This window comes from Pseudomonas citronellolis (assembly GCF_900112375.1).
Lineage (GTDB): Bacteria > Pseudomonadota > Gammaproteobacteria > Pseudomonadales > Pseudomonadaceae > Pseudomonas > Pseudomonas citronellolis.
The window spans coordinates 33,939-58,672 of sequence record NZ_FOLS01000005.1 but is presented as its reverse complement, the minus strand read 5'-3'; the positions used below and the strand labels follow the sequence as shown (position 1 = coordinate 58,672).

25 protein-coding genes and 3 riboswitches are annotated in these 24,734 nt (G+C 68.6%); of the genes, 15 read left to right on the top strand and 10 right to left on the bottom strand.

Features of this window, described 5'->3' with window-relative positions:
- Nucleotides 1–9 precede the first annotated feature (9 nt).
- Together BM060_RS06490 and BM060_RS06485 are read left to right on the top strand one after the other, a co-directional pair.
- Nucleotides 10–1,452 carry a MutS-related protein gene (locus BM060_RS06490; RefSeq protein ID WP_210147047.1) on the top strand — a complete coding sequence of 481 codons (1,443 nt, stop codon included), beginning with the start codon at nucleotides 10–12 and terminating at the stop codon, nucleotides 1,450–1,452.
- Nucleotides 1,449–2,951, top strand: a complete 1,503-nt coding sequence (locus BM060_RS06485) for a MutS-related protein (RefSeq protein ID WP_074978399.1) — start codon at nucleotides 1,449–1,451, stop codon at nucleotides 2,949–2,951. Before BM060_RS06490 ends, BM060_RS06485 begins: the two co-directional genes overlap by 4 nt.
- A gap of 11 nt (nucleotides 2,952–2,962) precedes the next feature.
- Here the strand turns inward: BM060_RS06485 and BM060_RS06480 are convergent, their stop codons facing one another.
- Nucleotides 2,963–4,231, bottom strand: coding sequence for an MFS transporter (locus BM060_RS06480; protein WP_245322982.1), 1,269 nt, complete (start codon nucleotides 4,229–4,231; stop codon nucleotides 2,963–2,965).
- Between the two features lie 163 nt (nucleotides 4,232–4,394).
- A riboswitch (Fluoride riboswitch) is annotated at nucleotides 4,395–4,456 on the top strand.
- 124 nt (nucleotides 4,457–4,580) lie between these two features.
- Between BM060_RS06480 and crcB the strand changes: the two genes are divergently transcribed.
- From crcB to zapE, 7 genes are all read left to right on the top strand, one after another.
- Nucleotides 4,581–4,964, top strand: coding sequence for a fluoride efflux transporter CrcB (gene crcB / locus BM060_RS06475; protein ID WP_009622628.1), 384 nt, complete (start codon nucleotides 4,581–4,583; stop codon nucleotides 4,962–4,964).
- A 13-nt stretch (nucleotides 4,965–4,977) separates the two neighbouring features.
- Nucleotides 4,978–5,322: a DUF190 domain-containing protein gene (locus BM060_RS06470; RefSeq protein ID WP_074978396.1), complete on the top strand. Its 345-nt coding sequence runs from the start codon at nucleotides 4,978–4,980 to the stop codon at nucleotides 5,320–5,322.
- Nucleotides 5,323–5,341: 19 nt separating this feature from the next.
- A complete protein-coding gene (gene ppa, locus BM060_RS06465; RefSeq protein WP_074978394.1) occupies nucleotides 5,342–5,896 on the top strand; it encodes an inorganic diphosphatase in 555 nt (184 codons plus the stop codon).
- A 46-nt stretch (nucleotides 5,897–5,942) separates the two neighbouring features.
- Entirely contained in the window at nucleotides 5,943–7,781 is a 1,839-nt protein-coding gene (gene ilvD, locus BM060_RS06460) for a dihydroxy-acid dehydratase (protein WP_074978392.1), read from the top strand.
- Nucleotides 7,782–7,829: 48 nt separating this feature from the next.
- Nucleotides 7,830–7,895: riboswitch (Fluoride riboswitch) on the top strand.
- A gap of 184 nt (nucleotides 7,896–8,079) precedes the next feature.
- On the top strand, nucleotides 8,080–9,183 hold the full coding sequence (cfa, locus tag BM060_RS06455; protein ID WP_245322986.1) for a cyclopropane fatty acyl phospholipid synthase: 1,104 nt from the start codon (nucleotides 8,080–8,082) through the stop codon (nucleotides 9,181–9,183).
- Between the two features lie 40 nt (nucleotides 9,184–9,223).
- Complete coding sequence (gene eno, locus BM060_RS06450) at nucleotides 9,224–10,507, top strand: phosphopyruvate hydratase (RefSeq protein ID WP_074978390.1); 1,284 nt, start codon at nucleotides 9,224–9,226, stop codon at nucleotides 10,505–10,507.
- 49 nt (nucleotides 10,508–10,556) lie between these two features.
- A complete protein-coding gene (gene zapE, locus BM060_RS06445) occupies nucleotides 10,557–11,639 on the top strand; it encodes a cell division protein ZapE (RefSeq protein WP_074978388.1) in 1,083 nt (360 codons plus the stop codon).
- Between the two features lie 587 nt (nucleotides 11,640–12,226).
- Here zapE and BM060_RS06440 read toward each other — a convergent pair.
- The 5 genes from BM060_RS06440 to BM060_RS06420 form a co-directional block, all read right to left on the bottom strand.
- Nucleotides 12,227–12,853, bottom strand: a complete 627-nt coding sequence (locus tag BM060_RS06440) for a histidine phosphatase family protein (protein ID WP_074978385.1) — start codon at nucleotides 12,851–12,853, stop codon at nucleotides 12,227–12,229.
- A gap of 20 nt (nucleotides 12,854–12,873) precedes the next feature.
- Entirely contained in the window at nucleotides 12,874–13,344 is a 471-nt protein-coding gene (locus tag BM060_RS06435; protein WP_074978382.1) for an HAD family hydrolase, read from the bottom strand.
- Between the two features lie 21 nt (nucleotides 13,345–13,365).
- The gene (locus BM060_RS06430) at nucleotides 13,366–13,785 is read right to left on the bottom strand and encodes a universal stress protein (protein WP_009622637.1); all 420 of its coding nucleotides are present in this window, start codon (nucleotides 13,783–13,785) and stop codon (nucleotides 13,366–13,368) included.
- On the bottom strand, nucleotides 13,782–15,026 hold the full coding sequence (locus tag BM060_RS06425) for a cation:proton antiporter (protein WP_074978379.1): 1,245 nt from the start codon (nucleotides 15,024–15,026) through the stop codon (nucleotides 13,782–13,784). Before BM060_RS06425 ends, BM060_RS06430 begins: the two co-directional genes overlap by 4 nt.
- A 136-nt stretch (nucleotides 15,027–15,162) precedes the next feature.
- Nucleotides 15,163–15,224: riboswitch (Fluoride riboswitch) on the bottom strand.
- A gap of 32 nt (nucleotides 15,225–15,256) precedes the next feature.
- Nucleotides 15,257–15,673 (bottom strand): hypothetical protein, encoded by a 417-nt coding sequence (locus BM060_RS06420; RefSeq protein ID WP_009622640.1) that lies wholly within the window; start codon nucleotides 15,671–15,673, stop codon nucleotides 15,257–15,259.
- 365 nt (nucleotides 15,674–16,038) lie between these two features.
- Between BM060_RS06420 and BM060_RS06415 the strand changes: the two genes are divergently transcribed.
- Nucleotides 16,039–16,296 (top strand): hypothetical protein, encoded by a 258-nt coding sequence (locus tag BM060_RS06415; RefSeq protein WP_009622642.1) that lies wholly within the window; start codon nucleotides 16,039–16,041, stop codon nucleotides 16,294–16,296.
- A 51-nt stretch (nucleotides 16,297–16,347) separates the two neighbouring features.
- Here the strand turns inward: BM060_RS06415 and BM060_RS33520 are convergent, their stop codons facing one another.
- Both BM060_RS33520 and BM060_RS06405 read right to left on the bottom strand, forming a co-directional pair.
- Nucleotides 16,348–17,100 (bottom strand): CatB-related O-acetyltransferase, encoded by a 753-nt coding sequence (locus BM060_RS33520; protein ID WP_074978376.1) that lies wholly within the window; start codon nucleotides 17,098–17,100, stop codon nucleotides 16,348–16,350.
- Between the two features lie 433 nt (nucleotides 17,101–17,533).
- Complete coding sequence (locus tag BM060_RS06405; RefSeq protein WP_074978373.1) at nucleotides 17,534–18,310, bottom strand: NAD(P)H-dependent oxidoreductase; 777 nt, start codon at nucleotides 18,308–18,310, stop codon at nucleotides 17,534–17,536.
- Nucleotides 18,311–18,394: 84 nt separating this feature from the next.
- On the opposite strand from BM060_RS06405, the gene BM060_RS06400 reads away from it, so the two are divergent.
- Together BM060_RS06400 and BM060_RS06395 are read left to right on the top strand one after the other, a co-directional pair.
- Nucleotides 18,395–19,288, top strand: coding sequence for a LysR family transcriptional regulator (locus BM060_RS06400; RefSeq protein ID WP_074978370.1), 894 nt, complete (start codon nucleotides 18,395–18,397; stop codon nucleotides 19,286–19,288).
- An 80-nt stretch (nucleotides 19,289–19,368) separates the two neighbouring features.
- Entirely contained in the window at nucleotides 19,369–19,632 is a 264-nt protein-coding gene (locus BM060_RS06395; protein WP_043271798.1) for a hypothetical protein, read from the top strand.
- Here the strand turns inward: BM060_RS06395 and BM060_RS06390 are convergent.
- Nucleotides 19,629–20,732 (bottom strand): WD40/YVTN/BNR-like repeat-containing protein, encoded by a 1,104-nt coding sequence (locus tag BM060_RS06390; protein WP_074978367.1) that lies wholly within the window; start codon nucleotides 20,730–20,732, stop codon nucleotides 19,629–19,631. The two genes, BM060_RS06395 and BM060_RS06390, sit on opposite strands and share 4 nt — an antisense overlap.
- A gap of 17 nt (nucleotides 20,733–20,749) precedes the next feature.
- A complete protein-coding gene (locus BM060_RS06385; RefSeq protein WP_043271800.1) occupies nucleotides 20,750–21,019 on the bottom strand; it encodes a MoaD/ThiS family protein in 270 nt (89 codons plus the stop codon).
- 176 nt (nucleotides 21,020–21,195) lie between these two features.
- On the opposite strand from BM060_RS06385, the gene BM060_RS06380 reads away from it, so the two are divergent.
- The 3 genes from BM060_RS06380 (at nucleotide 21,196) to BM060_RS06370 (ending at nucleotide 24,377) form a co-directional block, all read left to right on the top strand.
- Nucleotides 21,196–21,381 carry a hypothetical protein gene (locus BM060_RS06380; RefSeq protein WP_043271801.1) on the top strand — a complete coding sequence of 62 codons (186 nt, stop codon included), beginning with the start codon at nucleotides 21,196–21,198 and terminating at the stop codon, nucleotides 21,379–21,381.
- 149 nt (nucleotides 21,382–21,530) lie between these two features.
- Nucleotides 21,531–22,895: a glutamine synthetase family protein gene (locus BM060_RS06375; RefSeq protein ID WP_074978365.1), complete on the top strand. Its 1,365-nt coding sequence runs from the start codon at nucleotides 21,531–21,533 to the stop codon at nucleotides 22,893–22,895.
- A 168-nt stretch (nucleotides 22,896–23,063) separates the two neighbouring features.
- Entirely contained in the window at nucleotides 23,064–24,377 is a 1,314-nt protein-coding gene (locus BM060_RS06370) for an NAD(P)/FAD-dependent oxidoreductase (protein WP_074978362.1), read from the top strand.
- Nucleotides 24,378–24,734 lie beyond the last annotated feature (357 nt).

The following is a 24,734-nucleotide window of genomic DNA, read 5'->3' as shown; positions in this document are numbered from 1 at the left end:
CTCGACCAGGTGGTCGACGCCATCACCGCCGACCGCCACGAGTACGACCTGGAGCCGTTCTTCTACACCCACCTGGACGACCTCGACGCCATCGTCTACCGCCAGGAGGTGATGCACGACCTGCTCGACCCCGGCCTGCTCGCCGACCTCCAGGCCTTCGCCGCCGGCATGCGCGCCGTGCGCCGGCACCTGGTGCCGGAAGAGAAGCTCTACTACCCGCGCCAGCAGCAGCGCAGCTTCGTCGAGGCGGTGCGCGTCTATTGCGCCACGCTCAACCAACTGGCCCAGGCCCTGGCCGCCCGCCCCTTCGAGTCGCGCGGCCTGCGCGGCTTACTGGCGTACCTGGGGCGCTACCTGGCCTCGGAACGCTTCGCCGGCCTGGCCGGCGACACCCGCCACCTGCTCGACGGGCTCGGCGCCGTCACCTACTCGATGCTGATCAGCGGCAACCAGGTCCGCGTCCAGCGCTACGAGCCGACCGAGGACATCAGCACGGCCATCGACAGGACCTTCGCCAAGTTCCGCCAGGGCGACGTGCGCGACTACCACGCCAAGTTCAACGAATGGCCGGGCATGAACCACGTCGAGGCGGCGGTGCTGGACATGGTGGCGCAGCTCTACCCGGAGGTCTTCGCCGAGCAGGCGGAATTCTGCGACAGGCATGCCGGCTTCCTCGACGACACCGTGCAAACCTTCGACCGCGAGGTGCAGTTCTACCTGGCGTACCTGGCCTACATCCAGCCGCTGGTGGAGGCCGGCATGAGCTTCTGCTTCCCCGGCGTGCGCACCGACAGCAAGGCCGTGTTCGCCCGCAACGCCTTCGACCTTGCCCTGGCCAGCCGCCTGGTGCGCAACAGCAACAAGCTGGAGGTGGTGTGCAACGACTTCGAGCTTGCCGGACGGGAACGCATCCTGGTGGTCTCCGGCCCCAACCAGGGCGGCAAGACCACCTTCGCCCGCCTGTTCGGCCAGCTGCACTACCTGGCCTGCATCGGCTGCCGGGTGCCGGCCGGGTCCGCCGAGCTGTTCCTCTTCGACCGCCTGTTCACCCTGTTCGAAAAACAGGAGCGCCCCGGCGACCTGCGCGGCAAGCTGCAGGACGACCTGCTCCGCGCCCGCGGCATATTCGAAGGCGCCAGCGAGCGCAGCCTGGTGCTGATCAACGAAATCTTCTCCTCGACCACCGCCGCCGACGCCGCCTTCCTCGGCCAGAAGATCCTCGGGCGGATCATCGAACTGGACGCCCTCTGCGTGTGCGTCACCTTCATCCACGAGCTGACGCAGATGGGCGAGACCATCGTCAGCATGATGAGCTGCGTCGACCCGGACGACCCGTCCCGGCGCACCTTCAAGGTCCTGCGCAAGCCGCCGGACCGGCTGTCCTACGCCCTCTCCATCGCCCGCAAGCACCGCCTCACCTACGCCAGCGTGAAGGAGCGCATCCGGCCATGAAAGCCCACCTCATGTACCCGCAGGCCGACTTCGACCTGGACAGGCAACCGCCGCTGCACGCCGACGACCTGGTCCAGGACCTGGCCCTGGACAGCCTGTTCGACGCCATGGCCGGCGACGACAAGTTCCTCCGCCAGGTCGCCAGCTGCGCCCTGCTGACCGCCTTCGACAGCACCCAGGAGGTGGTCGGCCATCGCCAGGCGGTGCTGCGCGACTGCCTGGCCAACCAGGCACTGGTGCGCGACCTGTACCAGCTCGCGCTGGATGTGCTGGGGCTGGAGAAAAACGTCTACCTGAGCTTCATGACCAAGTACCCCAGCAGCATCATGCACCGCTCGCTGAAGCTGCTGCACCTGCAGATCGACCTGCTCCGGCGCCTGCGGCGGATGGCCGACGAGCAGGCCGGGCGCTTCGCCTCGGACGGCTTCGGCAAACTGTTCGGGCTGATCCGCGAGGAAATCAGCGACCAGTATTTCGCCGAACTCAATGCGCATTTCGAGCAGCTCAAGCTGCGCAAGGGCTTCCTCGTCAGCGCCCGCCTGGGCCCGCTGAACCGCGGCGTGGACTACTGCCTGCGGCGCTACCCCAAACCCCGGGGCAACTGGCTGCAGCGCCTGGTGCAGAAGAAACCGGAGAGCTACGTCTACGAGATCGCCGAGCGCGACGAAACCGGCGCCACGGCGCTGGCGGAGCTGCAGGACAGGGGCGCCAACGAAGTCGCCAACGCCCTCGCCCAGGCGGCCGAGCACATCACCAGCTTCTTCGAGATGCTGCGCACGGAGCTGGCGTTCTACATCGGCTGCCTGAACCTGCGCGAGCGCCTGAGCGAGCTGCGCTGCGAAATCGGCTTCCCCGAGGTCGCCCCCGCCGGGCAGTACCAGCAGGCCTTCGAAGGCCTCTACGACATCTGCCTGGCGCTGAACATGCGGCGCCAGGTGGTGGGCAACGACCTGGCCGGCGACGGCCGCCGGCTGTTCGTCATCACCGGCGCCAACCAGGGCGGCAAGTCCACCTTCCTGCGCAGCATCGGCCTGGCCCAGCTGATGCTGCAGTGCGGCCTGTTCGTGCCAGCGCGGCGGCTGCGCGCCAACCTCTGCGACGGCCTGTACACCCACTACAAGCGCGAGGAAGACGCCAGCATGAGGCGCGGCAAGCTGGACGAGGAACTGGCGCGCATGAGCGAAATCGTCGACCACCTCAGCCCGCGCTCCATCCTGCTGTGCAACGAATCCTTCGCCGCCACCAACGAGCGCGAGGGCTCGGAAATCGCCCGCCAGGTCGTGCGCGCCCTGGCCGAAGCCGGGGTGAAGACCTTCTTCGTCACCCACCTCCACGACTTCGCCGAAAGCCTCTACCGCGAGCCGCCCGAAGGCAGCCTGTTCCTGCGCGCCGAACGCCGGGACGACGGCGGGCGGACCTTCCGCATCGTCGAGGGCGAGCCGCTGGCCACCGCCTTCGGCACCGACCTGTATGCGCAGGTCTTCGGCGAGCCGGCCTGAGGCCGCAACGGCTAGCCGGCGCGGGCCGGCAGCCGGGCCAGCGCGGCGCTGCCCGCGGCCATCAGCACGGCGGCGCAGACGAATGCGAGCACCGGCGAGACGGCGCTCCAGAGCAGGCCGACTGTCGCGCTGGAAATGAACTTCGCGGTGCCGTTCACCGTGCCGAGCGCGCCATAGCTCAGGGCCAATGTCTGCGGCTCCACCATGTCGGCGGTCACGGTGGACTCCAGGGCCTCCTGCACCGAGACGTAGAGCCCGGCGACGGTGAACAGCAGCACCAGCAGCGGCAGGCTGTCCACCCGTAGCCAGAAGGCCAGGGCCGCCAGCAGCGCCGTGAGGACGCCAAGGGCATAGCCGGCCACCAGCACCGGCAGGGAACCCAGGCGATCGGCCAGCGCGCCGACGGGATAGGACGTCAGCACCTGCACCAGGTTGCGCCAGACGTACAACAGGCCGGCCACCTGCGCCGCCTGGACCAGGCCCAGGCCGCCGGCCAGCAGCTGCGTGGCGGCGAGGATGAGCAGGCTGTGGCTGAAGTCGCCGACGCCGAACACCGCGACCGCCCCCAGGTAGCGCTTGAAGCGCAGGGGCAGGCCCTTCAGCGTCTGCAGCAGCTTCAGTTGCGGGTTCGGCGAATGCTGCGGGTCGCGCACCAGGGTCAGGAACGCCAGCACGGCGAGCGCGCCGGGAATCACGCTCAGCCACAGCACCAGGCGGAACGGCCCGCTGTCATCGTCCCAGTGCAGTTGCTGGGCCCAGCCGAGCAGCGCGACGCCCAGCAGGGGCCCGGCCACGGCGCCCACAGTATCCATCGCACGGTGGAAGCCGAAGGCCCGGCCGCGGGTCTCGGCGGTCACCGCCTGGATCACGATGGCATCGCGCAATGGCCCGCGCAGCCCCTTGCCGAACCAGGACACCAGCCGCCCGAGGAGGATCAGCGGCCAGCCCAGCGCCAGGGCCAGCAGCACCTGGCCGACCGGCGTCAGCCCGTAGCCGACCACCACCAGCAGCTTGCGATGCCCCAGCTTGTCGGCGATGTAGCCGGAGAACATCTTGGTGTAGGCGGCCAGGGCATCGGCGATGCCCTCGATGGTGCCCAGCGCGGCGGCGGGCACCCCGAGCACCGCCAGGAACCCCGGCAGGATCACGGTGGTGGTCTCGTAGCAGAAATCGCCCAGGGCGCTGGTCACCCCCGCCCCCACGACCGTGGCGTTGAGCCAGGCGGCGCGGCCCGTCTTGCCGGCCGTCTCCGGCGCCCGCTGCTGCGATGGCTCCATCATGTCTCCTCGTTGGCGGAGCGCGGGCCCTGCGCAGGCAGGCGGCTCCGGGGTCCAGCGGAATACCCGCCGGGCGTCACCCGTTGCAGCTTAGAAGAACCTGTTCGGCCCATGGCTGCAAGACGTACCCGGGGGGCTTTCCCCCGGCGCGGCAAAAGTGCTAGCTTTCGCCGCAGGAGATGGCATTCCTCCTTTAACCGCCCCCGTGCTGATGATGCCTACGTGAACCCTGGACAGGGTGCGTAGGTGTGCGTCCTGTCCTTTTGCAAAAGGACCGGACCGTGACCGCAACACCCCACCCATTCCCCTCCCCCGCATCGCCCGTACCCTCTTTCCATGGGGGCTCGCCGGCATGCTGAAATCCATCCTGGTGATCGTCCTCGGCGGCTCCATCGGCTGCCTGCTGCGCTGGTTCCTCGGCCTGCAGCTCAACGCCCTGTTCCCCACCATTCCGCCGGGCACCTGGGCCGCCAACATGATCGGCGGCTACGTCGTCGGCCTGGCCGTGGCCTTCTTCGCCGCCAACCCGAGCCTCAGCCCGGAATGGCGCCTGCTGCTGATCACCGGCTTCTGCGGCGGCCTGACCACCTTCTCGACCTTTTCCGCGGAAACCTTCTCGCTGCTGCAGACCGGCCGCGTGGCCTGGGCGCTGGGGGAAATCGCGGTGCACGTCGTAGGTTCGCTGCTGGCAACGGCCGCGGGCGTTCTAACCTACACATTGCTGGGCGCACGCTGACGGAGGCGCAATCATGAAAGGCTACCTGGTGACATTCTTCACCCAACAGAGCCGCCGCCACGGCGGCAAGCTGATCACCGACTGGATGGTCGACCTGGCCCGGGGCATGAAGCTCAAGGGCGCCACCCTGGTCGTCGGCGCGGAAGGCTTCGGCCACGCCGGGCGGGTGCACTCCTACCACTTCTTCGAACTGGCCGACCAGCCGGTGGAAATCTGCCTGGCCGTCACCGAGGACGAGTGCGAGCGCCTGTTCGAACGCCTGGAGGCCGAGGACCTCGCCCTGTTCTACGTGAAGACCCCCGTGGAAATGGGCACCGTGGGCAAGCGCAAGGCCGACCGCGACACCCCCGCCACCTGACGTTTACGGAGACCGCGACATGAGCTTCACCGACCTCCCCGCCGGCCTGGGCATCCCGGACGATCTCTACGCCGTGATCGAGATTCCGGCCAACCACGCGCCGATCAAGTACGAGCTGGACAAGGCCAGCGGCCAGCTGTTCGTCGACCGCTTCCTCAGCACGCCGATGTTCTACCCGGCCAACTACGGCTTCATTCCATCCACCCTCAGCGAGGACGGCGACCCCCTGGACATCCTGGTCGTCGCCCCCTGCCCGGTCGCGCCCGGCAGCGTGCTGCGCTGCCGCCCGCTCGGCGTGATGTACATGACCGACGAAGCCGGGCCGGACGCCAAGATCATCGCCGTGCCCCACGACAAGCTCAGCACCCTGTACGCCAACCTGCGCCAGTGCAGCGACCTGAGCGACCTGCTGCTCAAGCAGATCCAGCACTTCTTCGAGAACTACAAGACCCTCGAGCCCGGCAAATGGGTGCGCATGGAGCGCTGGGGCAGCCTGGACGACGCCCGCGAGGAAATCCGCAAGTCGGTGGCGGCCTACGAGTCGGCGCATCGAACAGGCACCCCGCCCGCCTGAACCCCACAAGACAAGAAAAAGCCCTGATCAGCCGATAGGAACACCCATGCCAGACTACCGCTCGAAAACCTCCACCCACGGCCGCAACATGGCCGGCGCCCGCGCCCTCTGGCGCGCCACCGGGATGAAGGACGAAGACTTCAAGAAGCCGATCATCGCCATCGCCAACTCCTTCACCCAGTTCGTGCCCGGCCACGTGCACCTGAAGGACCTGGGCCAGCTGGTCGCCCGCGAGATCGAGAAGGCCGGCGGCGTGGCCAAGGAGTTCAACACCATCGCCGTGGACGACGGCATCGCCATGGGCCATGACGGCATGCTCTATTCCCTGCCGTGGCGCGAGATCATCGCCGACTCCGTGGAATACATGGTCAACGCCCATTGCGCCGACGCCATCGTCTGCATCTCCAACTGCGACAAGATCACCCCCGGCATGCTGATGGCCGCCCTGCGCCTGAACATCCCGGTGGTGTTCGTCTCCGGCGGGCCGATGGAGGCTGGCAAGACCAAGCTGGCCAGCCACGGGCTGGACCTGGTCGATGCCATGGTGGTGGCGGCGGATGATTGTTGCTCCGACGAGCAGGTCGCCGAGTACGAGCGCAGCGCCTGCCCCACCTGCGGCTCCTGCTCCGGCATGTTCACCGCCAATTCGATGAACTGCCTGGTGGAGGCCCTGGGCCTGTCGCTGCCGGGCAACGGCTCGACCCTGGCCACCCATGCCGACCGCGAGCAGTTGTTCCTGCGTGCCGGGCGCCTGGCCGTGGAGTTGTGCCAGCGCTATTACGGCGAAGGCGACGCCTGGGTCTTGCCGCGCAGCGTCGCCAGCTTCCTGGCCTTCGAGAACGCCATGAGCCTGGACATCGCCATGGGCGGCTCGACCAACACCATCCTGCACCTGCTGGCCGCCGCGCAGGAGGGTGAGGTGGCCTTCGACCTGCGCGACATCGATCGCCTGTCGCGCAAGGTGCCGCAGCTGTGCAAGGTGGCGCCGAACATCCAGAAGTACCACCTGGAAGACGTGCACCGTGCCGGCGGCATCTTCTCCATCCTCGGCGAGCTGGCCCGCGGCGGCCTGCTGCACACCGACGTACCGACCGTGCACAGCCCGAGCATGGCCGACGCCATCGCCCAGTGGGACATCACCCAGAGCCGCGACGAAGCCGTCCACACCTTCTTCAAGGCCGGCCCCGCCGGCATTCCGACGCAGACCGCGTTCAGCCAGAACACCCGCTGGCCGAGCCTGGACGACGACCGCGCCGAAGGCTGCATCCGCAGCGTCGAGCACGCTTATTCGGCGGAAGGCGGCCTGGCCGTGCTGTACGGCAACATCGCGCTGGATGGCTGCGTGGTGAAGACCGCCGGTGTGGACGAGTCGCTCTACGTGTTCGAGGGCAGGGCGAAGATCTTCGAAAGCCAGGACGCCGCGGTGAAGGGCATTCTCGCCGACGAGGTGAAGCCGGGCGACATCGTGATCATCCGCTACGAAGGCCCGAAAGGCGGCCCGGGCATGCAGGAAATGCTCTACCCCACCAGCTACCTGAAGTCCAAGGGCCTGGGCAAACAGTGCGCCCTGCTCACCGATGGCCGCTTCTCCGGCGGCACCTCGGGCCTGTCCATCGGCCACGCCTCGCCGGAAGCCGCCGCGGGCGGCGCCATCGGCCTGGTGCAGGACGGCGACAAGGTGCTGATCGACATCCCCAACCGCAGCATCAACCTGCTGGTCAGCGATGAAGAACTCACCGCCCGCCGCATCGAGCAGGACAGGAAGGGCTGGAAGCCGGCGCAGCCGCGTGCCCGTCGCGTCAGTACGGCGCTGAAGGCTTATGCGTTGCTGGCTACCAGTGCGGATAAGGGCGCCGTGCGCAACAAGGCGCTGCTGGAGGACTGACGCCCCGAAGGCCCCGGGTTTCTTGCAAGCCCGGGAGCCGGTGATAGAGTTTCCACAGGAGATGGCATTCTCCATTAACCGCTGACGCCGTCAGCTGATGATGCCTACCGAACTCGCGAAGGCGGGAGCGGTAGGCATTTTTCGTATCCGCCGCCCCACTTCGTTCAGGTCGTCCTTCCCGCCAGCCTCGCTTCGCCATAGGCACGAGCTGGCCTCAGCACCTGGAGGTAGCAAAGTGGGCACTCCCCTGCACGATGATGCGCCCTGGCCGTCGTCGCCAGCCGGCCCGGACCCGGAGCTGCAGCGGCTCGCCGCCGGCCTGCTGCGCAAGGCCGGCATCCAGATCAACGGCCAGCGCCCCTGGGACATGCAGGTGCTGCGCCCGCGCGTGTTCGAGCGCGCGCTGGGCCAGGGCAGCCTGGGCCTGGGCGAAAGCTACATGGACGGCGACTGGGACGCGCAGCACCTGGACGAATTCTTCCACCGCCTGCTGCGCGCCCGGCTCGACCGCGAAGTGCAGCCCTGGCGCCTGCTCGCCCACGCCCTGCGCTACCGCCTGCTCAACCTGCAGAACGCCAGGCGCGCCTGGCAGGTGGGCCGGCGCCACTACGACCTGAGCAACGCGCTCTACCAGGCCATGCTCGACCCGCGCATGACCTACAGCTGCGGCTACTGGGAAACGGCCACCACCCTGGAGCAGGCCCAGGAAGCCAAGCTGGAACTGATCTGCCGAAAGCTGCGGCTGGAACCGGGCATGCGCCTGCTGGACATCGGCTGCGGCTGGGGCAGCCTGATGGCCTATGCCGCCCAGCACCATGGCGTGGAATGCGTGGGCGTGACCGTCTCCCAGGAACAGGCGAACTGGGCCAGCGACCGCTACCGCGACCTGCCCGTGGAGTTCCGCCTGCAGGACTACCGCACCCTGACCGGCAAGTTCGACCGCATCGCCAGTGTCGGCATGTTCGAGCACGTCGGGCACAAGAACCACCGCGCATTCATGCAGGTGGCCCAGCGCTGCCTGGCCGACGACGGCCTGTTCCTGCTGCACAGCATCGGCAAGAACGAACGCCGCGCCCGGCCCGATCCGTGGATCGACCGCTACATCTTCCCCAACGGCGACCTGCCCTCCATCGGCCAGGTCGGCGACGCCGCGGACGGCCTCTTCGTGGTCGAGGACCTGCACAACTTCGGCGCCTACTACGACCGCACGCTGATGGCCTGGCACGCCAACTTCGAAGCCGCCTGGCCGCGCTTCTCGGCGCTGGGCGAGCGCTTCCGGCGCATGTGGCGCTATTACCTGCTGTCCTGCGCCGGCGCCTTCCGCGCCCGCGACATCCAGCTCTGGCAATGGGTGCTGTCCAGGCGCGGCGTGGCCGGCGGCTACCTGCGCCCGCAGCTGTGAACACCCCGCGTAAGCATTCGAACGACTGAAGGAGAGCGGCATGGCCGTATTCATCAAGCAGATAGACGCCCGGGAAATCCTCGACTCAAGGGGCAACCCGACGGTGGAAGTGGACGTGACTCTGGAAGACGGTTCCCAGGGGCGCGCCTCGGTGCCTTCGGGCGCCTCCACCGGCAAGCACGAGGCGGTGGAACTGCGCGACTGCGACCCCGCGCGCTACGCGGGCAAGGGCGTGCTGCGCGCGGTGCACAACATCCGCAGCGAGATCGCCCCGCTGCTGCGCGGCCACGACGCCAGCGAGCAGACGGCCATCGACCTGGCGATGCTGCAGTGCGACGGCACGCCGAACAAAGCGCGCCTGGGCAGCAACGCCATCCTCGGCGTCAGCCTGGCGGTGGCCCGCGCGGCGGCGGCCGCCAGCGGCATGCCGTTGTTCCGCTACCTCGGCGGCGAGCAGGCCACGCGCATGCCGGTGCCCATGTTCAACGTGCTCAACGGCGGCGTGCACGCCCACTGGCAAGGCACCGACTTCCAGGAATTCATGATCGTCCCTTCCGGCGCCGGCAGCTTCCGCGAGGCGCTGCGCTGGGGCGCGGAAATCTACCGGCACCTGCGCACCCTGCTGGAGGCCAGGGGCTTCTCCACCTCGGTGGGCGACGAAGGCGGCTTCGCCCCGCCGCTGAAATACAACGCCGAAGCCCTGGACCTGCTGATGAAAGCCATCGAGGCCGCCGGCTACCGCCCCGGCGAGCAGGTCCAGCTGGCCATCGACCCGGCGCCCAGCGCCCTCTACGAGAACGGCTTCTACCGCCTGCACAGCGAAGGCCGCCTGCTGGACGCCGACGAGATGATCGGGCTGTACGCCGACTGGGTGCAGCGCTACCCCATAGTGGTGCTGGAAGACGGCCTGGCGGAAGACGATTGGGAGGGCTGGAAGCGCCTGACCGCGGCGCTCGGCCAGCGCATCGAACTGGTCGGCGACGACCTCTTCGTGACCAGCGCCGAACGCATCCGCCGCGGCATCCTCGAACACACCGCCAACGCCGTGCTGATCAAGCCCAACCAGATCGGCACCCTCAGCGAAACCCGCACCACCGTGCTGCTGGCCCACAACAACGGCTGGGGCGCGATGGTCTCGCACCGCAGCGGCGAGACCGTCGACAGCTTCATCGCCGACCTCACCGTGGCCTTCGGCACCGGCCACCTGAAGGCCGGCGCGCCCTGCCGCGGCGAGCGGGTAGAGAAGTACAACCAGTTGCTGCGCATCGAGGAAATGCTCGGCGGTACCGCCCACTATGCCGGGCGCAAGGCCTTCGTCCACTGAACGGCCGGGGGCGCCTCGTGCCCCCGCGCCACTCGCGCAGAGGTGAAGCATGAGCGCCGCCGACCGTCTGGCCGCCCCGGAATCGATCGCCGAACGCATCCTCCGGCATTTCCGGGTGGCCCTGGAGGAGCGCGGCTACCGCGCCGACCCTCAGCAGCAATACGCCATCGAGCACCTGGCCAACTGGCTGGAAGGCTTCCTCCAGGGCCGCCATGGCTGGTTCCGCAAGCCGACCGCCGGCGTCTACCTGTGGGGCGACGTGGGCCGCGGCAAGAGCTTCGTGATGGACGCCTTCTTCGCCGCGGCCCCGCTGCAAGCCAAGCGCCGCGTGCACTTCCACGCCTTCCTGGATGAAGTGCAGGCGCGCCTGCAGGCCTTCGCCGGCCAGCCCGACCCGCTGGCGAAGACCGCCCGGCGCATCGCCGAGGAAACCCGCCTGCTGTGCTTCGACGAATTCCACGTGCACGACATCGGCGACGCCATGCTGCTGGGGCCGACGCTGCAACAACTGGTGGACCAGGGCGTCGGCCTGGTGTGCACCTCCAACTACCCGCCGTCCGGGCTGTGCGCGGACCCGCTGTACGGCGAGCGCTTCCGCCCGGTGGTCGAACTGATCGAACAGCGCTTCGAGGTCCTGGCGCTGGACAAGGGCGAGGACTACCGGCGCCGGCTGACGCCACTGGACGCCTGGGGCAGCTACCTGTGGCCCGCCACGGCCGACGCCCCCGCGCCGCTGCGCGAGCGCTTCGGGCTGGGCCCGCAGGCCTGCTTCGACGAAGTGCTGCAGGTCAACTACCACCCGCTGCGCGTGCGCGCCCATGACGACGACCACGCCTGGCTCGACTTCGACGAACTGTTCGAACGCCCGCACTCGGCGGCCGACTACCTGTGGCTGATCGAACGCTTCCCGCACCTGGCGGTGAGCGGCCTGGAACCGCTGCAGAACTACCCCGACGACGTCGCCAGGCGCTTCCTGAACTTCATCGACATCGCCTACGACAGGCGCCTGAAACTGCAGCTCTACGCCACGGTGCCGCTGGAGGGCCTGGCCAGCGGCGATACCACCCTGGATTTCGAGCGCACCCTCAGTCGCTTGCGGCAGATGACGGAGGTGCGGCTGGCGGCGGTTTGAGTGAAGCTGGGCCTTCGCTGCGGGAAATGGTGCATTGGGCTGACTCCGCACCCTCACCCCAGCCCTCTCCCGGAGGGAGAGGGGGCCGTTTGGAGCGAGCGGAGACTTCGGAGTCATCCTGATACTGCGCCGTTGGCTGTGCCACCGGGACGTCCGGCGTGGCCGACGAATCCAATCGCGGACGGAGTCCGCTCCTACGCCCGAGGCTCCCTGGAACCGCCGAGGTGCTCTTCGTAGGAGCGAGCTTGCTCGCGAACAGGTGCTCACCGGTGGCTGCGGTGTTTTGGCTGGACGCCTTTCCCTCTCCCTAACCCTCTCCCTGAAGGGAGAGGGGACCGTTGGGCAGGGTCTGATGTTCTGGAGTCAGCCGGCTGGCACCGTGCTTTCTGGTTGAAACCATACCTTCTCTCGGCACGGACTAGCCCCCTCTCCCTTCAGGGAGAGGGTTGGGGAGAGGGGCTCTTAAACCCGGCACCTACGCCACCGGCGAGCACCGTTCGCGAGCAAGCTCGCTCCTACGAAAAGCCGTGCTTCCTGGAACCGTAGGAGCGGACTCCGTCCGCGATCATCCGTCGTTGAAAACAGCCTCACCCCTCAGCCGTCACCCCAGCCAGGTGATAGGTCTCATTGATCCGATACAACGTAAACACGTCATCCTCGACGGCGATCTCATTAAGGCAGCAAGGCTCCTGCTTCAACCGCCAATACCGCGCCAACGGCAACCCCAGCGCCTGCAGCAGCAGAACCCGATTGATGCTGTCATGCCCCACCAACACCAATGTCTGCCCACCGTGACGCCGCAACACCTCACGCAATACACGGGTACCCCGGGCCAGCACGTCGGCCAGGCTCTCGCCATCGGGGATGGCCGCCAGGTCCGGCGCCTCCAGCCAGGTGCGGTGTTCTTCCGGCCAGCGGGCGCGGACTTCGTCGTGAGTCAGGCCCTGCCACTGGCCATAGTCGGTGTCCGCCAGGCCTTCCAGCGCCTGGGCCGGGGCGCCGGTGGCCTGGGCGATGGCGGCGCCGGTGTCGATGCAGCGCGACAGCGGGCTGGTGTAGATCGCCACCGGCTGCCAGCTTTCGGCTATGCGCCGCGCCACCGCCTCGGCCTGGCGCCGGCCCAGGGCCGACAGCGGCAGTTCGGCGCGGCCGCGGAAGCGTTCCGGGGCGATCCAGTCCACGTGGCCGTGGCGGGTCAGAATGATCCTTGTCATCTTCCTGCTCCTTCGAAGGTTCAGCAGCGCAGGCTGGCGATGATACGCTGCGGGTGGGTCAGCATATCCAGGGCCGAGAGGATGTCCAGCGCCACCAGGTCCGCCGAGCCGATGGCCACCGAGGAGGCGCCCTCCGGGCCGATCACCGCGATGCCCAGGGCCGACTGCTGCAGCATGTAGCGGTCGTTGCTGCCGTTGCCGATGGCCACCACGCCGTGCAGGCCCAGGGTGCGCAGGTAGTCCTCCTTGGAGATGGCCTGGTCCTTCTCCGACAGCACCAGCAGGTTGACGTCCAGCGCCGCCAGTTCCGCCTCGGCGCTGCCGAAGGTGTCGCCGGTGACCACGTGCAGCGCCAGCTTGCGGCCCAGCGCCTGCAGGCGTTCGGCCACCCCGTCGATCAGCCGGCCATCCACCGCCAGGGTGCCGTTGTAGTCACAGATCATGTGTTTCAACTGCAAGCTCCCCAGCCCGGGAATGTCGATCTGCAGCATGTCGTTTCCTCCCCCGGCCGCTCAGCCGCGGATGACCGTGACCGCGCAGGGCGCGTGGTCGATCACCTGGCGCGCCACCGAGCCCAGCAGCCAGCGCTCGAAGCCCGAATGGCCGCGGTGGCCGATGACGATGTGGTCGATGTGGTGCTCCTCGGCGTAGCGCACGATCTGCTCGGCCGGGCGGCCCACCGAGACGTGGGTGGTCGGCCGTTCCTCGACCGGCAGGCGGCTGTAGCCCAGCAGCTTGAAGGCGTGGTGGAAGTGCGCGCGGGAGCGTTCGATCACCGCCTCGGTCTCCACCTCGTCGCCGAACTCCGGCGGCTGCGCCACCGAGAGGATGTGCAGGCCGGCGCCGAAGCGCTCGGCCAGCTCGTTGGCGAAGTTCAGGGCCAGCTCCGCCGCGGTGGAGGCGTCGTAGGCCACCAGGATGCGCTTGATCATGCTTCACCTCCTCTGCGCCGCGTCTGCGGGCGCAAGTCGTCGTGGCGCGCGGGCTCCGCCGGCGGGGCGGCGCCCTCCTCCTGCGGGTCGCCCTTGGGCAGCAGGTGCCGGGGCAGGAAGAAGGCGTTGGCGATCAGCGTCGGCACCACGGCGCTGCCGATCACCGCGGCCACCAGCGCCGAATACTGGCCCTGGTCGATCAGCCCGTGGGCCAGGCCGAACAGCGCCGAGATGGTGCCGAAGGTCAGCCCGGTGGACATCAGCAGCGTGGTGTAGGCCCCCTCCCGGCGCGGCGAGCCGTAGACCAGGCAGGTGGGGTACACGCCCACCAGCTTGGTGAGCATCTTCACCAGCAACAGCAGCACGAAGGCCGCGGGCGCGGCGGCCAGGGCCGGCAGCGACACCAGCGAACCGGCGCGGATGAAGTAGAACGGCGTCAGCAGGCCGAAGGTCAGGGTGCGCAGGCGGCGGATCAGCGCGTGGTCCTTGCCCACGGTGCCGGCCAGCACCATGCCGATCAGGTAGGCCGGCAGCACCGCCTCGCTGCCGGCCCAGGTCGCCGCCGCGCCCAGGCCGAACAGGCAGAGCATGAGGAACTTGGCCTCCAGCTCCGAAGGGCGGCCGCCGAAGCGGCGGAAGAAGCGCGGGGTGAGCCACGGCAGCAGCAGCGCGGCCAGGACCAGGGCCCCGGCGAAACCGGCGGTCTTCAGGGTGAAGGGGGCGAAGATCAGCCCCAGGGCGATCACCGTGGCCAGGTCGTTGACGAAGCAGGCGGCCAGCACGATCTTGCCGTACTCGCTGGTGTTCAGCCCCAGCTCCAGCATCACCGCGTAGACCACCGCCACCGAGGTGGTGGACATGGCGATGCCGGCCAGCCAGCTGGCCTGCGCGCTCCAGCCCAGGCCCCAGTACGCCAGCGCCGCGCAGCCGAGGAAGGGCACCACGAAGCCCACCAGGCCGATGACCGTGGCCTGCTTCCAGTGCGCGCGGAACACCTTCGGGTCCAGCTCGGCGCCGGCCAGGAAGGTCAGCAGGATGGCCCCGGCGCCGGAGAGGAACTTGATCCAGCTGGCGTCGCCCTGCAGCACCGCCATGCCCAGCAGCGCGCCGATGATCAGCTGGGCGATGGTCCCCACGACGATTTCCGACAATGCCGTGGCGATGCGCAGGAAGATCGACACCAGCGTCGCCAGCAGCGCCAGCCCCAGCCACAGGGCGGCCTGGGCCCAGATCTCAGTCATGGCGGCGGCTCCGCTGAAGCCGGGGGACGGCGCGGTGCGAAAGAGGAAAAGCGGCGGAACGGGATGGGTTGGGCATGTTCGCTATCCACGGGCAGACCATGGACAGCAGAACAATGCCTACACCGCCCATGAAGGGTTATGCGTAGGCATCATCAGCCGGGGGGCGGTTAGAGGAGGAATGCCATCTCCTGCCTAACGACATTAGCAAAGCCTTGGGAAAATGCACGCCCCTAGTGGCTGCCGCCGAGCAGGTCGAAGGAGTCGAGCAGGCGCCAGGCGATTTCCGGGGTGCGTTCCAGGCCCCGGCGGATGGCCGCGGGGATGGCCTGGCGAGTCTTGCGGCACAGGCCGGGCTGCGCGGCGATGCGGATGTCCAGGCCGCGCATGCTGCGCACCTCGTTGAAGCCGGGGGCGATGCTCAGGCGCAGGCCGAGCTGTTCGTACATGCGCTGCTGCATGTGCTGCAGGTCGGCCAGGTCCTTGAGCTGTTCCAGGCGCTGCACCAGGCGCTGTTCTTCCTGGCGGGTGAGCAGGAGGATGCGGATGTCGCCATGGGGCTCGGCCAGCAGCGCCTCGCGCCCGCAATCGCAGGCGCCCGGCGGGCAGGGTTGGCGGAGGGGGAGCTGGCCGTTCATGGCGTCGAGCATAGCGATTCGGCCGGCTCCGCGCCGCTACCCTTCGTGAAAATTCCCACGCTGAAATCGCCTTGAGGTCCTACGAGGGCGCTGGATAGATTCCGCCCTGCCGCAACCTTGTTGTGGTCGGGGGTAGGATCCCGTTGGTACGAGGAGTGGTGCGTTATGTCGCGAGTACAAGTGATCCATCGCCGTCTGTATTCGCGTTCCGTGGCGGACCGTGCGGGGAGGCTTCGGCCTGCCGTTTTCCTCATACCCGGTGATCCTACCCCCGTACGGTCCGCCTCCCTTTTTTGGGGAGGCGGCTCTTGGTCCCACTCAGGAGCAATGGAACATGCACTCTCCGCACTTCGCCCTCCACACCTCGGAGGCGCGCCATGTCTGACCTGCAACCCGTCACCACTCTCTCGCAACCCCACGACGACGTGCTGTTCGTCGACGCCAGCGCCCCCGCCGAGCATCTGTACGAGGCCGCCGAGCGTCGCCTGATAGCCCTGGAAGACCTGCTCTGCCTGCTGGCGGACTGCCCCGACGAAATGCCGCTGGTACAAGGCCAGGCCCGCCTGGTCTCGGCCCTGCTGCCGATGGCGGCGGAAGCGCGGCAACTCTACCGACTGGCCCAGAGCCGGAGCTGAGCGCCCCTGGGCGCTTGCGTGCGGGGCGGCGCAGCAGTGCCGCCCCGCGCTTCACGAGCTGGCCGGCCCCTCGGACAGCAGGCGGCAGCCCTGGCGGCGGATTTCGATGTTCGGATAGATCGGCGGCCGCGCCTCGCCGCTGGCCCGCAAGGCCTCCACACGCTCCAACGCCTCCTCGATGCGCTGCAACGGCAACGCGGCGATCTGCGCCGGCGCCAGGTCCCACCAGCGGCTGGCCTGCAGGCGCTCGCAGATGTCCGGCGGGAAGCGGTAGCGCACCACCTTCGCCGGCGAGCCGGCGACTATGGCGTAGGGCGGCACGTCGCGCGTCACCACCGACATGGCGGCCACCACGGCGCCGTCGTGGATCTTCACCCCGCTCATCACCACTGCGCCCTCGCCGATGAAGGCGTCGTTGCCGATCCAGGTGTCGGCGTCGGTGTCCTCGTAGCGCTGGCGCGGCGTGTCGTAGCGGTCGAACACGCCCGGCTCGTACTGCACCGAGCTGGTGCTCAGCCAGTCCATCGGGTGCGCCCGGGCGGCCAGGCCGATGCGGCAGTGCTGGCCGGTGGAGCTGAAGCGGCCGAAGTGCGAAATGCGGTGGAAGCTGGTGGCGCGGATGGTGGAAAAGGCGCCGATGTGCATCTCGTCCCGGTAGATCTTGAACTCCGCCTCGCCGATGCTGCCCGGCGCCTCGACCAAAAGGCGCTTGCCGCGCCCCAGGCGGCTGACGCCGCTGCGGAATTCGATGTCGTAGCCTTCCAGCCAGTGCTTCCAGTGACTGTTGCGCCAACGCTTCAACATGGGGTCCGTGATCCTTTGTATGTTTTCCGATACGGACCTCTGACAGGTGGGATACGGGCAAGGTTCGGTTTAAGTGAGTTGCGAGGGTGTGAGTTGCTTTTCGTAGGAGCGAGCTTGCTCGCGAACAGAGTTCACCGGGAATGCAAGTGCTGGATTTGAGAGCGCCCTCTCCCTAACCCTCTCCCTGAAGGGAGAGGGGACCGTTCGGAGCGGTCTGGTTTTCCCGAGTCAGCCGGCAAGCACGGTAGTTTCCGGCTGAAACCATCCCTTCTCTCGGCACGGCCTAGCCCCCTCTCCCTTCAGGGCGGGGCGCGCAGCCGAGGGCTGGGGAGAGGGGACCGTGGTCAAGCCCATGCAGAGAAGTGGCCGGTTCACGCTGTTCGCGAGCAAGCTCGCTCCTACGAAAAGCGGGACATCGACCCCGCCAAAGCTCTCAGCTCAGATGCGCAGCAAAGCCAGTCAACTGCGGCGCAATATCCTCACGCAAGGTCAACGCAGGTATCTCATAGTCCCCAGCATTCTGCCGGCGGAACGGAATGGGCGCGGCGCTGAACAGACTGTCCAGGCGCTCGCCATAAGCCTGTTCGATCGCGGCATAGCGAGCCTCATCCATCCGCCCAGTGCGATACACCAGAAACGCCGGCAGCACCTCGAAGCCCGGGTAGTAGAGAACGCCGTGATGGATGGGGAACAGCAGGTCATCGATCGGCCCGTTGATGCCGCGGGCGCTGTAGTGCGATTCCCAGCCGCCGGTGGTGACCACCAGCATGGCGCGCTTGCCGGCCAGGCTGCCCTCGCCGTAGCGGTCGCCCCAGCGCGCGTCGGAGTGCTCGCCCACGCCGTAGGCGAAGCCATAGGCGTACACGCGCTCGACCCAGCCCTTGAGGATGGCCGGCATCGAGAACCACCACAGCGGGAACTGCAGGATCAGCGCGTCGGCCCAGCGCAGCTTGGCCTGTTCGGTGGCGATGTCGGCGCTTTGCCGGCCGCTGGCGTAAGCGCGGCGGGAGTCCTCGGAGGGGTCGAAGCGCTCGGCTGCGGCGCCGTCCAGGCTGTCGGCTGCATCCAGCGGGGCCTTCCAGCCCATGGCGTACAGGTCCGAGACCTGTACCTGGTGGCCGGCGGCCTGCAGGCGGGCCACGGCGAAGTCCTTGAGCGAACCGTTGAGCGAGCGGGGTTCGGGGTGAGCGTAGACGATGAGGATGTTCATGACGGCCTCCAGTGGGTGGATGGCCGCAGCATGGCGTTACGCAAGGTATAGTGGAAATGAATATCCATTACACTAGGTATAGTCATGACCAATCTGCGCACCCTGGACCTGAACCTGCTGGTGACCCTCGACGTGCTGCTGGCCGAGCACAACGTCACCCGCGCCGCCGAGCGCCTGCACTTTTCCCAACCCTCGGTGAGCGTGCAGCTGGCCAAGCTGCGCGAGCTGTTCGACGACCCGCTGCTGCTGCCCGGCCCCCGCGGCATGCGCCCCACCGCCCGCGCCGAGGCGCTGCGCGAGCCCCTGCGCCAGGCCCTGGCGGCGCTGCAGCGGGCGGTGGCGCCGAGCGAACCGTTCAACCCGCACGCCGCGAGCAACACCTGGCGCCTGGTGGCTTCCGACTACAGCGAGGCCACCGTAGTGCTGCCCGCCCTGCCCGGCCTGCGCGAGGCGGCGCCGGGCACGCGCCTGGCGCTGTTGCCGCTGCAGCCGGCGCTGATCGTCCAGCAGCTGGAACAGGGCGACGCCGACCTGGTGTTCCACATCACCGAGGACGCCCCCGAAGGGCTGCGCCGGCGCCCGCTGTTCCGGGAACGCTACGTGCTGGTCGGCCGCGCCGGCCACCCGCGGCTCAAGCGCCGGCCGAGCCTGGCGCAGTTCTGCCAGCTGGAGCAGGTGATCGTCTCGCCGGACGGCGGCGGCTTCCACGGCCCCACCGACAAGGCCCTGGCCGGGCTGGACCGCGAGCGCCGGGTGGTGCTGTCGGTGCCGCACTTCCAGTTCGTCGCCCCGGTGCTGGCCAGCACCGATCTGGTGGCCATGCTGCCGCAGCGCCTGGTGCGCCCGGACAGCGGCCTGCGCATGGTGGAGGCGCCGCTGGAGGTGCCGGGCTACGAGATGTCGATGCTCTGGCACGAGCGCACGCACCGCGACCCGGCGCACCAGTGGCTGCGGGAGTTCATCGCCGCGGCGATGTGACGGCCTACCGCTCGGCCGGCCGCCGCCGCCGACGCCGCCAGCGGCGTAGGCTGGTGCGAGAACACGAGGAGGACACGAGCATGCGGCACCACAGCCACCCGGATTTCCACCTGCACGAGGCGCGCCGCGCCATGCTGTTGCGCTGGGCGCAGATGGCGCAATGGTTCGGCCTGGTGATGATCCTGCTGACCATCGGCTTGGCGGCCCTGGGCGACAGCCTGGAAGACCCCACCGGCACCAGCATCATCACCCTGTGCGGCGCCTTGGGCCTGGCGGCGCTGATCCCGGCGCGGATGATCCTGGCGCATTACCAGAAGCAGGACGAGCGCGACGGGCAGCCCTAGCCGAAGCGCACGCAGTAGATCGGCGGCAGGTGCGCGGACAGGCATTCCCAGCGCTCGCCGCCGTCCTCCGACAACCACAGGCCGCCGGTGGTCGAGCCCATGGCCAGGCGCTCGCCGTCGTCGTCCACGGCCAGGCCGTGGCGGTACACCAGGTCGTAGCACGGGCCCTGGGGCAGGCCGTGGTCCAGGGCCTGGAAGCTCTGGCCGCCATCCTCCGTGCGGTTGACCAAGAATCGCCCGGCCACCGGGATGCGGCAGATGTCCTTCGTCGCCGGGACGAACCAGGCGGTGTCCGGCCGCGTGGGGTGCACGGCCACGGCGAAGCCGAAGCTGGACGGTTGCGCCGGCACGTCGCGCCAGTTGGCGCCGCCATCGCTGGAAACGAAGATGCCGTTGTGGTGCTGCACCCACAGCCGGTCCGGCCGCGCCGGGCAGTGCACCAGGCGGTGCGGGTCCTGGATGGCGCCCTCCTCGCGCAGGTCCGGCGGCATGTAGTCGGCGTACATGCCGGCGGTGGTGTTGCGCCAGCTGGCGCCTTCGTCGTGGCTCTGCCAGACGCCGCCGCAGGACACCCCGACGGTGAGGTGGCGGCTGTCGCGCGGGTCGACGCTGACGGAATGGATGCCCGGCCAGTCGTAGCCGCCGCCGAACCAGCGGGCGCGTTCGGGGCGGTCCCACAGCGGGCGGTTGAGCGTCCAGCTGTCGCCATGGTCGTCGCTGCGGAACAGGCCGCCGGGGATGGTCCCGGCCCAGAGGGTGCCGGCCTGGTCGGTGCCGCCGGTCTCCAGGCACCAGATCAGCTGCAGGCTCCAGGGCGCCTGCGGGGCCTCGCCTTCGGCCGGCGTGGGCAGCGGGTCCGGCTGCGGCGGGTAGACCGGCACCGCGCATTCCTGCCAGTCGCCGCCGCAGGGCTTGCGCCACAGCTTGCAGCCGAAGTGGCCGAGGTCCAGGGCGGCGTAGAGGGTGTCGTCGCGGGGGTCGGCCAGCAGCATGTTCACCGGCTCGCCGAGGAAGTCCTGGCCCGCCTCGTGCCAGGTGCCGCGATCCTGCAGGAAGCTGAACAGGCCCTTGCGCGTGGCCACCAGCAATCGGTCTTCCATCTGCCCTCCTCCGGGTTTCAGCCGCCGGACAGCGCCTGCACCACGTACACCTCGCTGTCGTCCGCCACCACGTCGCCCAGGCCCTGGCGGTCGCGCAGGCGCAGGCCGTCGATGAACACGGTGACGTGCCGGCGCAGGCCGCCCTGGTCGTCCAGCAGGTAGCCGCGCAGGCGCGGATGCCGGGCGAACACGCCCTCCAGCAGGCCGCCGAGGGTGGCGCCGGGCAGGTCCTGCTCGGGCACTTCGACGTGGCGCTGGATGGACGGGGCGAAGACGATATGGGCCATGGGCTGCGCGGCGTGACGGGTTTCGCTCAGTTTAGGCGGCAGGGCCGGCGCCGGTGGCGCGGATCGACCGGGCGGCAATCAGTTTCGATTTCGCTCAACTGAGTTCCACCAGATTCACATTTAAAGCACCCATCGCCTGTGCGAGTCTCCGGGCATCGTCCCCCACGCAGCCACCCATGCACCTTCTGCAACAGCACTTCGCCGCCGCCAGCGCCTCCGCCTCCCAGGCAGAGCCCCTGCGCCTGCCGCGCGAACGCTGCCGCTGGCTGCGCCTGCAACCCCTCTCGCTGCCGCTGGAGCTGGCCTTCTGGGCGCTCTGGCACTGCCGCCACGCGCGTCCACCGGATAGCGCCGCACGCTGACGGGCGCCCCGCCCACCCCTTTGCTGGAACTACGCTGAACGCAGGCGCCCGACGCTGCGCGAGCTGGCGTAGCCATTGCATCGCCTGCCCCGCCGCAGCCCGGCCGCGCAGGCCATCAGCGCGCCCATTGGCGCTATGCGAGAACACCAATGAAATTCGCCCCCGTGCAAGAGGCCCAGGACTTCCTGGCCGCCAATCCCGACATCGAGATGGTCGAGCTGTTCATCCTCGACGCCAACGGCGTGCCCCGCGGCAAGCTGCTGCACCGCGAGGAACTGCTGGCGGTCTACGAGTCCGGCCGGCCCTTGCCGAGCACCATTCTCGGCCTGACCCTGCACGGCGACGACGTGGAGGATTCCGGGCTGGTGTGGGAGGTCGGCGACATCGACTGCCGCGCCTACCCACTGGCCGGCAGCCTGGTGCGCCTGCCCTGGCGGCAGATTCCCAGCGCCGCCGTGCAGGTCAGCATGCACCCGGTCGAAGGCAAGCCGGCGGACATCGCCGACCCGCGCCACGTGCTGGTCAAGGTGATCGACGAGTTGAAGGCCGCCGGCTACCACCCGGTGATGGCCTGCGAGCTGGAGTTCTACCTGCTGGACGCCAAGCGCGACGCCAACGGCCGCCCGCAACCGGCGCTGGACGCCGACGGCGGCCGGCCGCGCTCCACCCAGGTCTACGGCCTGCGCGAACTGGAGCAGATCGAACCCTTCCTCGCCGACCTCTATGCCGCCTGCAAGGCCCAGGGCATCCCGGCGCGCACCGCCATCTCCGAATACGCCCCGGGCCAGGTGGAGATCACCTTGGAGCACGGCGACGCCCTCACCGCCATGGACCAGGCCGTGCGCTACAAGCGCCTGGTCAAGGGCGTGGCGCACAAGCATGGGATGCAGGCCTGCTTCATGGCCAAGCCGTTCGACGACCTGGCCGGCACCGGCATGCACATGCATGTGTCGCTGGCCGATGCCGCCGGGGCGAACCTGTTCGCCAGCGCAGAGCCGGCCGGCACGCCCCTGCTGCGCCAGGCGGTGGGCGGCATGCTCGCCAGCCTGCTCGACTCGCTGCTGCTGTTCTGCCCCAACGCCAACTCCTACCGGCGCTTCCAGGCCAACAGCTACGCGCCGCTGGCGCCGACCTGGGGCGTCGACAACCGCACCGTCAGCCTGCGCGTGCCGGGCGGGCCGGCGCACACCCGGCACATCGAGCACCGCATCTGCGGGGCCGATGCCAATCCTTACCTGGCGGCGGCTGCGATCCTCGCCGGCATCCATCGCGGCATCCGCGAAGCCATCGACCCGGGCGCGCCCGTCGAGGGCAACGGCTACGCCCAGGCCAGGGAACTGCTGCCCACCGACTGGCTCACCTCGCTGCGCGCGCTGGAACAGTCGAGCTGGGCGCGGGATGCGCTGGGGCGGGAGTTCCTGGGCGTGTACCTGAAGGTGAAGCAGGCGGAGTACCGGCAGTTCATGGGTGAGGTGGGGGAGCAGGATTGGCGGTGGTATCTGCATCAGGCTTGAGGCTTAAGAGCCCCTCTCCCGCAAGCGGGAGAGGGGCAGTCCGGCGTAGCGCTGAACAACGGCGCCACCGGCTGACAACGAATTCAAACCCTCGCTCCGAACAGTCCCCTCTCCCTTCAGGGAGAGGGCTAGGGAGAGGGAAACCAGACAACAGGAAAAACACAAAAAATGAACGCCGCACTGAAACCCGCCAAAGCCGCCCCCGAGCGCGCCCCTTCCTATTATTCCGCCAGCCTGGCCGTGGAGACCGACTACCCCACCCTGCAAGGCGAAGTGAACGTCGACATCGCCATCATCGGCGGCGGCTTCACCGGCGTGACCACCGCCGTGGAGCTGGCCGAGCGCGGCTACAAGGTGGCCATCGTCGAGACCAACAAGGTCGGCTGGGGCGCCAGCGGGCGCAACGGCGGCCAGGTCACCGGCAGCCTGTCCGGCGATTCGGCCATGCGCAAGCAGATGCAGCAGTGGCTGGGCAACGACGTCGACGACTTTATCTGGCACCTGCGCTGGCGTGGCCACGAGATCATCAAGAGCCGCGTGGCGAAATACGGCATCGCCTGCGACCTCAAGTTCGGCCACCTGCACGCGGCCATGAAGCCGTCGCACATGGCCGAGCTGGAAGCCTCCTATGAAGAGGCCGTGCGCCGCGGCATGAGCGCCGAGATCAGCCTGCTCGACGCCGCCGGCGTGCGCCAGCACCTGGAAAGCGACCTGTACTGCGGCGCCATCAAGAATATGCGCAACATGCACCTGCACCCGCTCAACCTGTGCATCGGCGAGGCCAAGGCCCTGGAGAGCCTGGGCGGGCTGATCTTCGAGCACTCCGAGGTGCTGGACATCGTCCACGGCCCGCGGCCGGCGGTGGTCACCACCGGCGGGCGGATCAACGCCGCCCAGGTGCTGCTGGCTGGCGACGTCTACCACAAGCTGGAACGCAAGCAGCTCAAGGGCATGATCTTCCCGGCCATGGGCGGCATCGTCACCACCAAGCCGCTGGGCGCGCTGGCCAAGCGCATCAACCCGCAGGACCTGGCCGTCTACGACTGCCGCTTCGTGCTCGACTACTACCGCCTGACCGCCGACGGCCGCCTGCTGTTCGGCGGCGGCGCCAACTACTCCGGGCGCGACTCGCGGGACATCGCCGGCGAACTGCGCCCGTGCATCGAACGCACCTTCCCGGCGCTCAAGGGCGTGGAGATCGAATTCCAGTGGAGCTGCGCCATGGGCATCGTGATGAACCGCATCCCGCAACTGGGCAAGCTCTCGGACAACGTCTGGTACTGCCAGGGCTACTCCGGCCACGGCGTGGCCACCACCCACATCATGGGCGAGATCATGGCCACGGCCATGAGCGGCGACCTGGAGCAATTCGACACCTTCGCCCAGTGCAAGCACGTGAAGGTGCCCCTGGGCGACGTGTTCGGCAACCCGATGCTGGCGGCGGGGATGTGGTACTACCAGCTGCTGGAGAAATTCCGCTGAGCTTCGTGGCTCATGGAGCGGATCTTGTCCGCGATGGCCGGGCATATCGGCGCGATTCGCGGATGGGATCCGCTCCTACGCTGCCCCACCCACGCCATTCCCCTGTAGGAGCGGGCCCTGCGCGCGATATCGCGGGCAGGGCCCGCTCCTACAGGTTGCCGGGGAACACGTCTTCTCGTAGGAGCGAGCTTGCTCGCGAACCCGGCCTCGCAGCGGGGGTTGGTTCGCGAGCAAGCTCGCTCCTACGAAGAGCCCTGCTTCAGGCAGCCAGTTGCGCTGATGGGTATCGCTTCGCTCAACACCATCCTACGAAGAGCCGTGCTTCCTGGAAACGTAAGCGGACCTTGTCCGCGATGG

Coding starts and splice junctions, on each gene's coding strand:
- BM060_RS06470 (WP_074978396.1), top strand. CDS start 4,978: ATGAAAGGCTACCTGGTGACATTCTTCACCCAACAGAGCCGCCGCCAC.
- BM060_RS06385 (WP_043271800.1), bottom strand. CDS start 21,019: ATGGCCCATATCGTCTTCGCCCCGTCCATCCAGCGCCACGTCGAAGTG.
- BM060_RS06485 (WP_074978399.1), top strand. CDS start 1,449: ATGAAAGCCCACCTCATGTACCCGCAGGCCGACTTCGACCTGGACAGG.
- BM060_RS06405 (WP_074978373.1), bottom strand. CDS start 18,310: ATGAACATCCTCATCGTCTACGCTCACCCCGAACCCCGCTCGCTCAAC.
- BM060_RS33520 (WP_074978376.1), bottom strand. CDS start 17,100: ATGTTGAAGCGTTGGCGCAACAGTCACTGGAAGCACTGGCTGGAAGGC.
- zapE (WP_074978388.1), top strand. CDS start 10,557: ATGAGCGCCGCCGACCGTCTGGCCGCCCCGGAATCGATCGCCGAACGC.
- BM060_RS06390 (WP_074978367.1), bottom strand. CDS start 20,732: ATGGAAGACCGATTGCTGGTGGCCACGCGCAAGGGCCTGTTCAGCTTC.
- BM060_RS06375 (WP_074978365.1), top strand. CDS start 21,531: ATGAAATTCGCCCCCGTGCAAGAGGCCCAGGACTTCCTGGCCGCCAAT.
- crcB (WP_009622628.1), top strand. CDS start 4,581: ATGCTGAAATCCATCCTGGTGATCGTCCTCGGCGGCTCCATCGGCTGC.
- BM060_RS06420 (WP_009622640.1), bottom strand. CDS start 15,673: ATGCTCGACGCCATGAACGGCCAGCTCCCCCTCCGCCAACCCTGCCCG.
- BM060_RS06400 (WP_074978370.1), top strand. CDS start 18,395: ATGACCAATCTGCGCACCCTGGACCTGAACCTGCTGGTGACCCTCGAC.
- BM060_RS06395 (WP_043271798.1), top strand. CDS start 19,369: ATGCGGCACCACAGCCACCCGGATTTCCACCTGCACGAGGCGCGCCGC.
- BM060_RS06370 (WP_074978362.1), top strand. CDS start 23,064: ATGAACGCCGCACTGAAACCCGCCAAAGCCGCCCCCGAGCGCGCCCCT.
- BM060_RS06435 (WP_074978382.1), bottom strand. CDS start 13,344: ATGCTGCAGATCGACATTCCCGGGCTGGGGAGCTTGCAGTTGAAACAC.
- BM060_RS06380 (WP_043271801.1), top strand. CDS start 21,196: ATGCACCTTCTGCAACAGCACTTCGCCGCCGCCAGCGCCTCCGCCTCC.
- eno (WP_074978390.1), top strand. CDS start 9,224: ATGGCCGTATTCATCAAGCAGATAGACGCCCGGGAAATCCTCGACTCA.
- BM060_RS06430 (WP_009622637.1), bottom strand. CDS start 13,785: ATGATCAAGCGCATCCTGGTGGCCTACGACGCCTCCACCGCGGCGGAG.
- BM060_RS06440 (WP_074978385.1), bottom strand. CDS start 12,853: ATGACAAGGATCATTCTGACCCGCCACGGCCACGTGGACTGGATCGCC.
- BM060_RS06480 (WP_245322982.1), bottom strand. CDS start 4,231: ATGATGGAGCCATCGCAGCAGCGGGCGCCGGAGACGGCCGGCAAGACG.
- ppa (WP_074978394.1), top strand. CDS start 5,342: ATGAGCTTCACCGACCTCCCCGCCGGCCTGGGCATCCCGGACGATCTC.
- ilvD (WP_074978392.1), top strand. CDS start 5,943: ATGCCAGACTACCGCTCGAAAACCTCCACCCACGGCCGCAACATGGCC.
- BM060_RS06415 (WP_009622642.1), top strand. CDS start 16,039: ATGTCTGACCTGCAACCCGTCACCACTCTCTCGCAACCCCACGACGAC.
- BM060_RS06425 (WP_074978379.1), bottom strand. CDS start 15,026: ATGACTGAGATCTGGGCCCAGGCCGCCCTGTGGCTGGGGCTGGCGCTG.